This window comes from Burkholderia sp. IT-111MI5, assembly GCF_949752865.1.
Lineage (GTDB): Bacteria > Pseudomonadota > Gammaproteobacteria > Burkholderiales > Burkholderiaceae > Burkholderia > Burkholderia pyrrocinia_C.
Window position 1 is genome coordinate 101,750 of the sequence record NZ_CATKIF010000055.1, and the last position, 13,201, is coordinate 114,950.

12 protein-coding genes and 1 pseudogene are annotated in these 13,201 nt (G+C 68.3%); 4 read left to right on the forward strand and 9 right to left on the reverse strand.

What is annotated here, in order from left to right; genetic code table 11:
- Positions 1 to 19: 19 nt before the first annotated feature.
- The 4 genes and pseudogenes from iolG to ACM6JT_RS27665 all read right to left on the reverse strand — a co-directional run bounded on the left by iolG (position 20) and on the right by ACM6JT_RS27665 (position 4,250).
- The gene (iolG, locus tag ACM6JT_RS27650; protein WP_131946988.1) at positions 20 to 1,006 is read right to left on the reverse strand and encodes an inositol 2-dehydrogenase; all 987 of its coding nucleotides are present in this window, start codon (positions 1,004 to 1,006) and stop codon (positions 20 to 22) included.
- 132 nt (positions 1,007 to 1,138) lie between these two features.
- The gene (locus ACM6JT_RS27655; RefSeq protein WP_243564881.1) at positions 1,139 to 1,966 is read right to left on the reverse strand and encodes a TIM barrel protein; all 828 of its coding nucleotides are present in this window, start codon (positions 1,964 to 1,966) and stop codon (positions 1,139 to 1,141) included.
- Positions 1,967 to 2,053: 87 nt separating this feature from the next.
- Positions 2,054 to 3,040, reverse strand: a pseudogene (locus tag ACM6JT_RS27660) (xylose isomerase); the annotation flags it as partial.
- A gap of 145 nt (positions 3,041 to 3,185) precedes the next feature.
- Positions 3,186 to 4,250, reverse strand: coding sequence for a LacI family DNA-binding transcriptional regulator (locus ACM6JT_RS27665; RefSeq protein ID WP_414857694.1), 1,065 nt, complete (start codon positions 4,248 to 4,250; stop codon positions 3,186 to 3,188).
- A gap of 178 nt (positions 4,251 to 4,428) precedes the next feature.
- Here ACM6JT_RS27665 and ACM6JT_RS27670 point away from each other — a divergent pair, with 178 nt between their 5' ends.
- The 3 genes from ACM6JT_RS27670 to ACM6JT_RS27680 are packed head-to-tail and all read left to right on the forward strand — an operon-like array spanning position 4,429 to position 7,108.
- Complete coding sequence (locus ACM6JT_RS27670; protein WP_034178962.1) at positions 4,429 to 5,511, forward strand: fatty acid desaturase family protein; 1,083 nt, start codon at positions 4,429 to 4,431, stop codon at positions 5,509 to 5,511.
- A 36-nt stretch (positions 5,512 to 5,547) separates the two neighbouring features.
- Positions 5,548 to 5,856 carry a non-heme iron oxygenase ferredoxin subunit gene (locus ACM6JT_RS27675; protein ID WP_034178961.1) on the forward strand — a complete coding sequence of 103 codons (309 nt, stop codon included), beginning with the start codon at positions 5,548 to 5,550 and terminating at the stop codon, positions 5,854 to 5,856.
- 4 nt (positions 5,857 to 5,860) lie between these two features.
- Positions 5,861 to 7,108, forward strand: a complete 1,248-nt coding sequence (locus ACM6JT_RS27680) for an NAD(P)/FAD-dependent oxidoreductase (RefSeq protein WP_105391420.1) — start codon at positions 5,861 to 5,863, stop codon at positions 7,106 to 7,108.
- A gap of 84 nt (positions 7,109 to 7,192) precedes the next feature.
- Here the strand turns inward: ACM6JT_RS27680 and ACM6JT_RS27685 are convergent, their stop codons facing one another.
- From ACM6JT_RS27685 to glpD, 3 genes are all read right to left on the reverse strand, one after another.
- A complete protein-coding gene (locus ACM6JT_RS27685; RefSeq protein ID WP_105391421.1) occupies positions 7,193 to 7,909 on the reverse strand; it encodes an MIP/aquaporin family protein in 717 nt (238 codons plus the stop codon).
- A gap of 81 nt (positions 7,910 to 7,990) precedes the next feature.
- Positions 7,991 to 9,493 (reverse strand): glycerol kinase GlpK, encoded by a 1,503-nt coding sequence (glpK, locus tag ACM6JT_RS27690; RefSeq protein WP_111016167.1) that lies wholly within the window; start codon positions 9,491 to 9,493, stop codon positions 7,991 to 7,993.
- A 105-nt stretch (positions 9,494 to 9,598) separates the two neighbouring features.
- Complete coding sequence (gene glpD, locus ACM6JT_RS27695) at positions 9,599 to 11,122, reverse strand: glycerol-3-phosphate dehydrogenase (RefSeq protein ID WP_034178957.1); 1,524 nt, start codon at positions 11,120 to 11,122, stop codon at positions 9,599 to 9,601.
- Positions 11,123 to 11,284: 162 nt separating this feature from the next.
- Here glpD and ACM6JT_RS27700 point away from each other — a divergent pair, with 162 nt between their 5' ends.
- Positions 11,285 to 11,653: a hypothetical protein gene (locus ACM6JT_RS27700; protein ID WP_034178956.1), complete on the forward strand. Its 369-nt coding sequence runs from the start codon at positions 11,285 to 11,287 to the stop codon at positions 11,651 to 11,653.
- 97 nt (positions 11,654 to 11,750) lie between these two features.
- Here the strand turns inward: ACM6JT_RS27700 and ACM6JT_RS27705 are convergent, their stop codons facing one another.
- Both ACM6JT_RS27705 and ACM6JT_RS27710 read right to left on the reverse strand, forming a co-directional pair.
- Positions 11,751 to 11,948 carry a hypothetical protein gene (locus tag ACM6JT_RS27705; RefSeq protein WP_034179421.1) on the reverse strand — a complete coding sequence of 66 codons (198 nt, stop codon included), beginning with the start codon at positions 11,946 to 11,948 and terminating at the stop codon, positions 11,751 to 11,753.
- A 314-nt stretch (positions 11,949 to 12,262) separates the two neighbouring features.
- Positions 12,263 to 13,042 (reverse strand): DeoR/GlpR family DNA-binding transcription regulator, encoded by a 780-nt coding sequence (locus tag ACM6JT_RS27710; protein WP_006493999.1) that lies wholly within the window; start codon positions 13,040 to 13,042, stop codon positions 12,263 to 12,265.
- Between the last annotated feature and the right edge of the window lie 159 nt (positions 13,043 to 13,201).

The following is a 13,201-nucleotide window of genomic DNA, read 5'->3' on the forward strand; positions in this document are numbered from 1 at the left end:
CGGGCCGCCATCGTTCGCGTCACATCTCGATCACGCGCCCCGTTTTCCACGACGTCATCGCGGCCTCGGCCAGCTCGAGCGCGGCGAGCCCGTCGTCGATCGTCGTCCTGACCGGCGTGCCGTCGCGCAGCGCGTCGACGAAGTGCGCGATCTCGGCCGCGTACGCATGCCGGTAGCGCTCGAGGAAGAACGGCTCCGGCACGTCCGTCGCGATGCCGCCGGCCAGCCACGCGCTCACCTCGGTCGGCCGCACGTTGCCGGCCTGCAGCATCCCGTTGCTGCCGAGCAGCTCGAAGCGCTGGTCGTAGCCGTAGGCCGCGCGCCGCGACGTGTTGATCTGGCACAGCAGCCCGCGCCGCGTGCGGATCGTCACGGCGGTCGAATCGATGTCGCCGGCATCGAGCACGGCCGGGTCGGTCAGGCAACTGCCGGTCGCATGCAGCGTCTGCGCTTCGTCGCCGAGGATCCAGCGGAACACGTCGAAATCGTGGATCAGCATGTCCTTGAAGATGCCGCCCGAGCTGCGGATGTAGTCGACGGGCGGCGCGCCCGGGTCGCGGCTCGTGACGACCAGCATCTCCGGCGTGCCGATCTCGCCGCGTTCGACGCGCGCCTTCAGCGCGGCGAAGGTCGGGTCGAAACGGCGCTGGAAGCCGATCATGCAGGTCACGCCGGTGCGCCGCACGACGTCCGCGCATGCGCGCGAGCGCTCGACGGTCAGGTCGACCGGCTTCTCGCAGAACACGGCCTTGCCCGCGTTCGCCGCCGCGACGATCAGGTCCGCATGCGTGTCGGTGCTCGACGCGATCACGACCGCCTGCACGGCCGAATCGCCGAGCGCTCGCTCGACGTCGGCGACCTGCGCGCCGTGCGCATGCGCCAGCGCTTCGGCCGACGGCGCATGCCGGTCGACCACATACTTCAGCTTCGCGCCCGGATGGCGCGCCAGATTCGCCGCGTGGATCTTGCCGATTCTTCCCGCGCCGAACAAAGCGAATTCGATCATTCTGTTCTCCTCTTCCTTTAAGTTCGTTGTCTTCTTCCTGTCAGGCCCGTGCCTGGCGCGCACATCGAGTGCATGGCCGCACGCGTCGTCACGTGTACGGGTCGTCACGCCGGCCGCGCACCGCGGCGACGCTCAGCAATCCGCCAGTTCGCGCCGCACATAGTCGATGCTTGCCCGCAGCCGGTCTTCGATGTCGTCGGCTTCCGCGATTTCGTTCGCGAACGGCTCGAACGAGAACGCGCCGCGGTAGCCGCGCGCGAGCAGTTCGCGCAACTGCCGGATGTTGCCGAGCCGGTCGGCGCCGCCGACCAGCACGCGATGGCCGTCGCGCATCCGGTCGACCGGCAGGTCGGCTTCGTCGACGCCAGAGATGTGCACGAGGCCCGTCAGGTTCGGGAAGAAGATGTCCTCGCCCGACAGGTGATGGTGGAACGTGTCGTGCACGAGCCGGAAGACCTGTTCGCCGGCTGCGTCGTAAATGCCTTTCACCGCGTCGGACTTGCGGCGCAGCGCGCACTCGTCGAAGCCGAGCGGCTCGATGAAGCCGAGCAGGCCGCGCGCTTCGAGGATCGGCTTGAGCGCCTTCAGCGCCTTCACGAGATCCGCATGGCGCACGTCCGCGCCGCGCGTGTCGCCGCGGCTGTTGGTCGGGCACAGCACCAGCGCACGCGCGCCGCACTGCGCCGCGTAGTCGGCCAGCGCGGTCGCTTCGTCCGCGCGCTCGGCGCTCCATTGCTCGAAGCGCTGCAGCGCGTTGATCGTCAGGATCGTCACGCCGCCGGCTTCGGCCGTCGCGCGCACGGCGGCGGCCGGCGTGCCGTCGGCGATCTCGACGCCGTCGAGATCGTTGCGGATTTCGATCGTGTCGATGCCGAGGCGCCGGCACAGTGCGACATAGCGGTCGAGCGGCAGGCGCGGCGCGCTCATCCGGTTCAGCGAAAAGTGGAATGCTTGCGTCATCGTTCTGTCCTTGTGTGTCGAGTAGGGGCGGGGGCTGAATCGGGTGAGGTCGCGCGCGGTGGTGTCGGCCGGCGCATCCGTCGGCGGCGCGGTGAGTGCGTGCCATGTATCGCGCAGCCAGTGCGCGCATGCGACGTTGTTGTCGAAGATCGAATAGCGTGCGCTGCCGCCGTAGTCGGGAAACGGGATGAACTCGCAACTGATCTGCTCGAGCCGCGCCGACCGAGCGTGAGCCTGCGATTGCAGCAACTGACGCAGCGCGGCCTTCCACGTGTCGAGCGCCGCCGCGTGCCATTCGCCGTGCCAGGCGCCCGGTGCCGGCGCGACGAACGGATACTGGATGCCGCGGCCGGGCCGGCCGTCCGCGCGGCGCATCCAGCGGTTCTCGGGATTGTTCGGGATCACGCTGCGCGCATGCGCATGCCGGACCCAGCCGCGCGCGATCCAGTCGGCGTAGATGGCGGCCGGCGATGCGGGGTCGAGCACGAGACTGCCGCTGTCGACCCGTTCGCGAATGCCCGACGCATCGAGTTCGGCGCGATTGCCGATCTTGAACAGCAGGTGCGAATGATCGAGCGTGATCCGGAACGGCGCACCGGCCTGCTCGACATGCTGCGCGACCCGCGCGACGCGCGTGAAATCCTCGCTCCACATGTCGACGTGCACTTCGAGGCTCGGCAGGCAGCCGACCGGCTCGCCGCGTTCGTACGTGCGCAGGTAGAAATCGGCGACTTCGCGGTCCGACAGCGGATGGCCGTCCGCGTGATGCGCGTACAGCTGGCAGTTGAGTACGGTGCTGCCGAACCGCGCGCCGGCATCGACGATTTCGGCGGCATGCGCTTCGTCGCGGCCCGCGCACCAGATGCCGCCGATCACGCGAATCGGCAGCGCGTGGCGTTCGACCAGCGCGAAATACGGCGACAGATCTTCGCCGCGCGACGGGTTCTTTTCGACGTAGTCGAACACGCCGGCGTCGGCGATCATCCGGAAGCGTTCGGCAGGCGTGGGCAACGGCAGGCCGTCGTGTTCGAGCACGCCGTCGAGGTTCACGCCGATGAGGATCGGTTCAGCCATCGTCTCCTGTCCGTTGTTGTGCTGGGGATGGCTGTCCAATGTACGGATGCGCGGCGCGGGCTGCATGACAAACGTTGACGAAAAATCGCCAATGCGTCGGTCGATTTTTTTCGCCGCGCGCATGCGCCGCGATGCGCGGCGACATTCAGGGCTGCAGGTAGGCGCTCGTCCTCACGTTCGCCGCACAGAACACGCGGAATTCGACCGGGTCGCCGGGCGGCGGCTGTTCGACGATCCCGCACGCATGCAGTACGTGCTGCAGCGCGGAAATCGCCTGTCCGTCCGGATCCTGGTCGATCGCGAGGTCCATCGCACCGGCGTCGATGAAGGTGCGGTGCTCGTCGAGCATCTCGTGCCCGATCCAGACCACGCGGCCGGTCGCGCCGGCCTTGCGCAGCGCCGCTTCGATGCCGGCCGAGCCGGCGCCGCTGTTGTAGATCGCGACCACGTCGTCGTGTGCCTGCAGTGCCTTCGTCACCGCGCGGTAGCAGCGGTCGTCCTGGTCGAGCGTCTCGACCGGCTCGGCGTCGCAGCGCAGCGCGGCGAACGCGTCGGCGAGCTGGTCGCGGCAGCCGGCCATCCGGTCGGCGTGCGCGCGGTAGCCCATGCGGCCGCCGAGCAGCAGCACGCGGCCCGGGCGTGCCGCCAGACGGCCGACGTAGTAGCCGGCCGTGCGTCCGGCACGGTAGTTGTCGATGCCCGCGTAGTGCACGCGGTCGATGCCGCCGATGTCGGTGACCATCGTGACGACGGTTTCGCCGCGCGCGATCGCGCCGGCCAGCGCATCGCGCACGCGGGCGGTGTCGCGTGCCGTGACGATCAGCGCCGCGCGCCGGTATGCGGGCCGTTCGATCAGCGCGGCGGCGCGTTCGTCGTCCGCGGCGGGCAGGATCGTCCGGTGCACGACCACGCGCCGGTCGAGCATCTGCAGCGAGCGCTGCAGCGCCTGCTGCAGCCGCCGGAAGAACGGCGCGTCGGTGTCCGGCAGCAGCACGTCGAGGTGGATCAGCCCGTGCCGCGTGTCGGGCAGCTGCCGCGGCACGCCGAGCTGCCGCGCCGCCGCGACCACGCGCTCGCGCGCCTGCGCCGACACGCTGCCGCGCTCGTTCAGCACGCGGTCGACGGTGGTCGTGCTGACGCCGGCGAGCGCCGCGATCTCGTCGAAGCGCGCGGTGCGCTTGCGCCAGCGCGGCCCGGATTCACCTGCCATGGTCGTCTCCATCGTCGTGGTCGCCATCATCGGGTGCGTGGCGCTGTCAGGAACGCTAAAACGATGGCGAAATTTCGTCAACGTTTCGATTGAGTGGGGGCGGCCGGTCGCCTAATTTTGGTTCCATGGGGGAAGCGCTTGCCGCGCTTCCCGCACACAAGCAAACCAGGAGACACGAGTGGCCCATACCGACGACCAGGCGCGCGATCGCACGGCGGCGCGCCGTCAGGAATACAGAATGATCGGCGGCGCAGGCGAGCGCGCGCACGCGGCGGGGCTCGTCAACGCCGAGTGGTACCGGTGCGCGGTGCCGCGGCCGCTGATGAAGCAGTTGATGCAGCGCGGCGACGCGCGTGCGATCCGCGACACGCTGATCTGGTACGCGGCGATCGCGGCCAGCGGTGTGCTCGCGTGGCTTGCCTGGCGCGCGCATTCGGCGTGGGCGATCCCCGCGTTCTTCGTGTACGGCACGCTCTACTGCAGCCCGGCCGACTCGCGCTGGCACGAATGCGGGCACGGCACCGCGTTTCGCACGCGCTGGATGAACGACGCGCTGTACCAGGTCGCGTCGTTCCAGGTGTTCCGCCGCGCGACGGCATGGCGCTGGAGCCATGCGCGCCATCACACCGACACGCTGGTCGTCGGACGCGATCCGGAAATCGCCGCGCCGAAGCCGACCGACTGGCTCGCGCTCGCGCTGAACGTCGTCGCGCTGAAGCATGTGGCCGGCGAACTGCGCAAGATGATTGCAGCCGCGTTCACCGGCCGGCTCGACGACGAGGAGCGCACCTACGTGCCCGAATCGGAATGGCCGAAGGTCGTGCGCGAGTCGCGCATCCATCTGGCGGTCTATGCGCTCGTGGTCGGTGCTTCGCTGTACCGGCACACGCTCCTGCCGCTGCTCTACATCGGCTTGCCGAGCCTCTACGGCGCGTGGCTGTACCTGTACTTCGGCCTCACGCAGCACGCGGGCATGCCCGAGAACGTGCTCGATCATCGGCGCAATTGCCGCACCGTGATGATGAATCCGGTGTTCCGCTTCCTGTACTGGAACATGAACTACCACGTCGAGCACCACATGTTCCCGATGGTGCCGTTCCACGCGCTGCCGAAGCTGCACGAGGCCGTGAAGGCCGACATGCCGCCGCCGTACCGCAGCACGCTCGCCGCGTATGCGGAGATCGTGCCGGCGCTGGTCCGGCAGACGCGCGACCCGTCCCATTACGTCGTGCGGCCGGTGCCGGACACGGCGCGCGCGTGATCGACATCGAACAACCCAAGCAAGGAGACACGCATCATGACGCAATGGATCGACACCGGCGCGCTCGACGACATCGACGATGAAGACGTCGCGCGCTTCGATCACGCAGGCCGCACGTACGCGATCTACCGGATCGACGGCCAGGTCTATGCGAGCGACGGCCTGTGCACGCACGAGCGCGTGCATCTCGCGGACGGGCTCGTGATGGGCCATGTGATCGAATGCCCGAAGCACAACGGCCGCTTCGACGTGCGCGACGGCCGGCCGCTGTCCGCGCCCGCATGCGAGAAGCTGCGCACGTACCGCGCGAAGATCGAGGGCGGTCGCGTCCTGATCGAGGTGTGATGCGATGACGAACCACCGTGTGATGGCGATCGTCGGTGCGGGCCATGCGGGCGGCCGCGCGGCGCAGGTGCTGCGCGAGTCCGGCTGGCACGGGCGCATCGTGCTGATCGGCGCGGAGTCGCACCTGCCGTACGAGCGGCCGCCGTTGTCGAAGGGCGTGCTGACGGGCGAGCGCAGCGCGGCGCAGTGCCGGTTGCGCGATCCGGACGCATGGGCGGCCGACGGCATCGAGCCGGTCGTCGCGACGGTCGAGCGCATCGATCCGCACGCACGCGAAGTGCGCGTGTCCGGCGGCCGGGTGTTCGGCTACGACGCGCTGCTGCTCGCGACCGGCGCTCGCGCGCGCCGCCTCGCGATCCCGGGCGCGGCGCTCGACGGCGTGTTTGCATTGCGCACGCTCGACGACGCGGCGGCACTCGGCGCGCGGCTCGTGCCCGACGCGCGGATCGTGCTGATCGGCGGCGGCTTCATCGGTCTCGAAGTCGCGGCGTCGGCGCGGCGGCGCGGCTGCCGCGTGACCGTGCTCGACGCCGCGCCGCGCCTGCTCGGGCGCGCGGTGCCGGAGACGATCGCGGCGCGCGTGCACGCGCTTCACGAGGAGCAGGGCGTGGCGATCCGCGTGAACCGGAAACCCGTTGCGATCGAGCGGACCTCGGGCGGCGCGCTGGCCGTCGCGCTCGACGACGGCGACACGCTGATCGCCGATACGGTCGTGGCCGGCATCGGCATCGAACCGGCCGACGAGCTGGCGCGCGACGCGGGCCTCGCGGTCGATCGCGGCATCGTCGTGAACGCTCGGCTTGAGACGTCGGCGCGCGGCATCCATGCGGCCGGCGACGTCGCGGTGTTTCCGAGTACGTTGTCGGGGCGACCGGTCCGGCAGGAGACATGGCACGGTGCCGAGACCCAGGCGCGCGCCGCCGCGCGCAACATGCTCGGCGCCGACGAACCGTATCGAGAGATGCCGTGGTTCTGGTCGGATCAGTACGACGCGCAATTGCAGGTGGCCGGGGAGCCGGCGCTCGGTGAACGGTCGGTTGCGCGCGTGCTCGGCGACGATGCGGAAATCCACTTTCATTTCGACGCGGGCGGACGGCTCGTCGCGGCGAGCGGCTTCGGCCGCGCGTCCGGATTCGTCAAGGAGATGAAGCTGGCGAGGACGCTGGTCGAACGCGGCGCCGCGGTGGCGCCCGCGATGGTCGCCGATGCGAGCGTGAAACTGAAGTCGCTGTTGCCGACAGACGGCGCGTAGGCGGTAGGCGCAACGCCCGATGAAGAACAGCCCGCGGCCTTCCGGCACGCGGGCTGTGTTGCTGCGTCGATGCGACGGGCTACGTCAGTGCGGCACGTGCAGTTGCAGATAGAGCACGGCTGCGAGCGAGCCGCCGATCAGCGGGCCGACCACCGGAATCCACGCATAGCGCCAGTCGCTGTCGCGCTTGCCGGGAATCGGCAGCAGCGCATGCATCAGGCGCGGCGCGAGGTCGCGCGCGGGGCTCATCGCATAGCCGGTCGGGCCGCCGAGCGAGATGCCGATGCCGAGCACGAGCAGGCCGACGGGCAGCGCGTCGAGCGCGCCGAGGCCGACCTGCGGCGATGCGAGATACAGCACGCCGAGGATCAGCACGAACGTGCAGATCGCCTCGGTCAGCACGTTGTGCCGGACGCTGCGAATCGCGGGCGCCGTGCAGAACACCGCGAGCTTCAAGTCCGCATCGGCTTCCTTCGCGAAGTGCTGGCGATATGCGAGCCACACGAGCAGTGCGCCCGCCATCCCGCCGAGCATCTGCGCGACGATGTAGCCGCCGACTTTCGACCACGCGAACTTGCCCGCGAGCGCGAGGCTGATCGTCACGATCGGGTTCAGGTGCGCGCCGCTGAACGACGCGGTCACGTAGACGGCGACGAATACGGCCATCGCCCAGCCCCACACGATCACGATCAGGTCCGCGCCCTTGCCCTTGGTCTTCGCAAGCAGCACGTTCGCGACCGCGCCGTTGCCGAGCAGCACGAGGATCGCCGTGCCGATGAATTCTGCAATATAAGGTGACATGCTTGTCTCTCGTATGTCGCGGCGGACTCGCGCGCTGCGCGGTCCGCCGGTGTTGTTGTATTTCGTACGGATGGCTGACGATTACTGGGTGTCGTCGGCCCACGCCTTCGCGGCGCGCACCGCACGCTGCCAGCCGGCCATGCAGCGTTCGACCTGCTCCTTCGGCATCGACGGCGAGAAGCGGCGATCGAGCTGCCACTGGTCGCGCACTTCGTCGAGGTTCTTCCAGTAGCCGATCGCGAGGCCCGCGAGATAGGCCGCGCCGAGCGCGGTCGTCTCGGTGATCTGCGGACGCACCGCATCGACGCCGAGCAGGTCGGCCTGGAATTGCATCAGCAGGTCGTTCGCGCTCGCGCCGCCGTCGACGCGCAGCTCGCCGATGCTGATGCCCGAATCGGCTTCCATCGCGGCGAGCACGTCGAGCGACTGGTACGCGATCGAATCGAGCGCCGCACGCGCGAGGTGCGCGGCCGTCGTGCCGCGCGTGACGCCGAACACCGAGCCGCGCGCCCGCGCGTTCCAGTGCGGCGCGCCGAGGCCGGCGAACGCGGGCACGAGATAGACGCCGTCGGTGTGCGGCACGCTCGCGGCGAGCGCTTCGATTTCAGCGGCCGTCTTGATGATGCCGACGCCGTCGCGCAGCCACTGCACGACCGCGCCCGCGATGAAGATGCTGCCTTCGAGCGCGTACTGCACGTCGTCGCCGATCTGCCATGCGATCGTCGTGACGAGGTTGTTCTTCGACTCGATCGGCTTGTCGCCGGTGTTCATCATCAGGAAGCAGCCGGTGCCGTAGGTGTTCTTCACCATGCCCGACGTCGTGCACATCTGGCCGAACAGCGCCGCGTGCTGGTCGCCGGCGATGCCCGCGAGCGGGATCTTCGACGCGAATACGGTGGTTTTCGTATGGCCGTAGATTTCCGACGACGCCTTCACTTCCGGCAGCATGCTGCGCGGGATGTCGAGCAGTTCGAGCAGCTCGCTGTCCCACTCGCGCGTATGGATGTTGAACAGCATCGTGCGCGACGCGTTCGTCACGTCGGTCACGTGCAGTTCGTGCTTCGTGAAGTTCCACACGAGCCAGCTGTCGACGGTGCCGAATGCGAGCTTGCCCTGGCGTGCCTTGTCGCGCGCGCCCGGCACGTTGTCGAGGATCCAGCGGATCTTCGTCGCGGAGAAGTACGAGTCGATCGGCAGGCCGGTCTTCGCACGCACCTTCGCTTCGAGGCCCTGCTGCTTCAGCGAGTCGCAGAAGTCGGCCGTGCGGCGATCCTGCCAGACGATCGCGTTGTAGACGGGCTGGCCAGTCTCGCGATCCCAGACGATCGTCGTCTCGCGCTGGTTGGTGATGCCGATCGCCGCGATCGACGTGCCGTTCAGGCCCGTGCGCGTGACGGCTTCCGCGGCGACGCCGGCTTGCGTCGACCAGATTTCCTGAGGGTCGTGCTCGACCCAGCCGGGTTGCGGGTAGATCTGTTCGAATTCCTTCTGGGCGATCGACACGATATTGCCCTGGCGATCGAACAGCATCGCGCGGGAACTCGTGGTGCCCTGGTCAAGCGCGAGGATGTACTGGTCCTGCATGTCTCTCATCTCCATCCGTGGATTGGCTTAGTTGTGATGCGCGCCGCATGGTGGGCGGCGCGTCGGTGAGTCAACTTCGGTCAGACAACTGCAACTGCTTTCGGATCACGCGTGCGGCGCATGCGCGGCGGCGAACCACGCGTCGACCGCGGCCGTCACGGCGTCGAGCGTGCCCGGCGCGACGTGCAGGCCGAGCTTCGAGCGGCGCCACAGCACGTCCTGCGCGCAGGTCGCCCATTCGGCGTCGCGCAGGTAGCGCAGTTCGGCGTCATAGATGCCCGGCGCGATTTCGGTGCCGAGATCGGCGAGCGACTTCGCGTCGTCGACCACGCGTTCCGCACGCGTGCCGTAGGCGCGCGCATAACGACGGGCGAGTGCGGCCGGCAGCCACGGATGACGTTTCGCGAACGTGTCGGCGAACACGTCGAACTTCGCGTTCGCGATGTCGCCGCCCGGCAGCGCGACGCCGGCCGTCCAGGTTTTCGCGTCGCGGCCGAGCGCGCGGCACAGCATGTCGCCGGCTTCTTCCGCGAGCTTGCGGAACGTCGTGATCTTGCCGCCGAACACCGACAGCAGCGGCGCGCCCGCGCCGTCGTCCAGCTCGAGGCGGTAGTCGCGCGTGACGGCCGATGCATTCGCCGCGTTCTCGTCTTCCAGCAGCGGGCGCACGCCCGAATAGGTCCAGTGCACGTCGGCCGGCGAAATCTTCCGCTTGAAGTAGCGGTTGATCGAATCGCACAGGTACTGCGTCTCGTCGCGATCGATCGCGACCTTCGCGGGATCGTTCGTGTATTCGACGTCGGTCGTGCCGATCAGCGTGAAGTCGTGTTCGTACGGAATCGCGAAGATGATCCGCTTGTCCGGGTTCTGGAAGATGTATGCGTGATCGTGATCGAACAGGCGGCGCGTGATGATGTGGCTGCCCTTCACGAGCCGCACGCTGTGCTGCGCGCCGCGGCCGAGCGCGCCGTGCAGCACGTCGCCGACCCACGGGCCGGCCGCGTTCGCGATCGCGCGAGCATGCACGACGCGGATCGAACCGTCGGCGTGCTGCAGCCGCGCTTCCCATTCGTCGCCGCGGCGTTCGGCGGATACCAGCTTCGTGCGCGTCAGGATCTCGGCGCCGCGCTCCTTCGCATCCATCGCGTTCAGCACGACGAGGCGTGCGTCGTCGACCCAGCCGTCCGAATACACGAAGCCGCGCTTGATCGAGTCGATCAGCGGTGCGCCGGCCGCATGGCGGCGCATGTCGATGCCGCGCGAGCCGGGCAGCAGTTCGCGTTTCGCGAGGTGATCGTAGAGGAACAGGCCGATGCGGATCAGCCAGGCCGGACGCAGGTTCGGCATGTGCGGCATCACGAAGCGCAGCGGCCACATGATGTGCGGCGCCGCGCGCAGCAGCGTCTCGCGCTCCTGCAGCGCCTTGCGCACGAGCCCGAACTCGTTGTACTCGAGATAGCGCAGGCCGCCGTGAATCAGCTTCGTGCTGGACGACGACGTGTGCGACGCGAGATCGTCCTGCTCGCAGAGCATGACCGACAGGCCGCGGCCGGCCGCATCGCGCGCGATCCCCGCGCCGTTGATGCCGCCGCCGACGACGAGCAGATCGTAGCGATTCGGTTGGGTCACCTGCTGTCCTTATCGTCTGATGGAAATGGGCGAACACGAAATGTTCGAATTCGAAATTTAACGAACGAAATCGAAAAAGTAAAGTTCGGAAAAGCGGGGCCAGTAGCGCGCGGCGCGATCCCGGACGATACTGGCGCAATCGACCGTTTCGCGAGGTGAATCATGCGTATTGGGATGTGGGCCGGCGTGTGCGCCGTCCTTCTGGCGGGGTGCAGCACCGGCACGCCGCCGCTTGCCGGCAACTGGCGGGCGCCGTCGTTCGCCGACCTGCAGACGTCGTGCGGCGGCGCCGCGCGCGACTGGGGCGCGGACGCGCAGCCGGTCTACTCGACGCTGTACGACGCGTACGTGGCGAAACGGTATCGCGGGCTGACCGAAGCGAACTATTGTGCGTTCGTAAACGAACTTTCGACGCACTATGCGGCGCCCGACGCGGCGGCGCGCGCCGGCTGGATCGCGTATTTCAACGGTGCGCGCGCGCAGGCCATCAGTTGGCGGGCGGCGGTCGATCCGACGCTGCGCGGCGGCTGAAGCCGGCTGCGGCCGGGTGAGGCGAACCGGCGGGGAAGCGGAAACGACCGTGCGGCCGAAAATTCGGCCGCACGGTCAGGTCAGGAACAGCGGGGTTTCACGAATAGCGGTACTTGATCGATCGCAGCGCAGCGTCGCCGGTCTCGGTCACGCAGTATTTGCGCCCCGAGCCGAGTCCTTCCAGGCGGACGAGCTGCTGTTCGAGCAGTGTGTCCAGTTCATCCCGATCCATGTCGCGCTGATCAGGCGCGTCCTTTACAAGCAATAGCGTGGCGAATTCATGCGGACTCAGCATCGTTCTCTCCATGGCAACCGGTCTGCCCGCGCGGCCGGCGCAAACGCCGACGCACGATACCCCGCGGGGTATGGCTTGGGGGGAAAGCTGTATTCGCCGGCCCTGAAGTTCGCTCACGCCCTGGCACAGGCGGATCGGGCGAACGAGCCGGGGAACTGGAGTCTAGTCGAGCGCGCGGGCAACGACAAATCGTGCCCCGTTAATTTTCCGTTTGACAGGAGAATGCGCCGCAAGCGGTCCGCTCGCGGCGCCAACTTCTTGATTTCACTTGAAGTTTCGGGTGCGGTGCAGCATCGCCGGCGCCTGCGCAAGCGTCATTCCGCGACGTACACCTGGGTGCCGGCGGCGGCCACGGTATCGGCCATCTCGGGCGGCAGCGGCTTGTCGGTAAAAAGCGCGTGCACCTGGCTCAGGTGGCCCTGGCGCACCAAAGCCGGGCGGCCGACCTTCGAATGGTCGGTCACGAGGTAGACCGTGCGCGCATGCTGCATGATCGCCTCGGCGACGCGCACCTCGCGCGTGTCGAAGTCGCGCAGCGTGCCGTCGGCCTCGATCGCCGACGTGCCGATGATCGCGTAGTCGACCTTGAACTGGCGGATGAAGTCGATCGCGAGTTCGCCGACGATGCCCTTGTCCCACGGCCGCACGATGCCGCCCGTGATCAGCACCTCGCAGTCGGGGTAGCCGCTCATCATCGACGCGACGTTCAGGTTGTTCGTGATCACGTGCAGCCCGTGGTGGCGGTTCAGCGCGCGCGCGACTTCCTCGGTCGTCGTGCCGAGGTTGATGAACAGCGACGCCTGATCGGGGATGTGCGATGCCGCGAGCGCCGCGATGCGCCGCTTCTCGTCGTGGAACATCCGCTGGCGCGCCGTGTACGACACGTTCTCCGAGCTGGTCGGCAGGCTCGCGCCGCCGTGGTAGCGGCGCAGCAGGTTCAGGTCGGCGAGCCAGTTCACGTCGCGGCGGATCGTCTGCGGCGTCACCGCGAAGTGCGCGGCGAGATCGTCGACGGTCACGAAGCCGTCGCGCTGCACCCATTCGAGCAGTTCCTGCTGGCGCGCGTTGAGGGTGAGGCGGGGATCTCGGGTCATGGCTCGATGGTCGTGTCGTGAGACGGAGCGGGTATTGTAAGGGCGGCAACGCCGTTCGGCCGGCCTGGCCGGCCCGGTCGCGTGAAATTCATGCGTAAATTGCATGGATTCATGTGACAAATGAATTTGTGCGATTGCGCTGATCGCGCTGCAATGGCG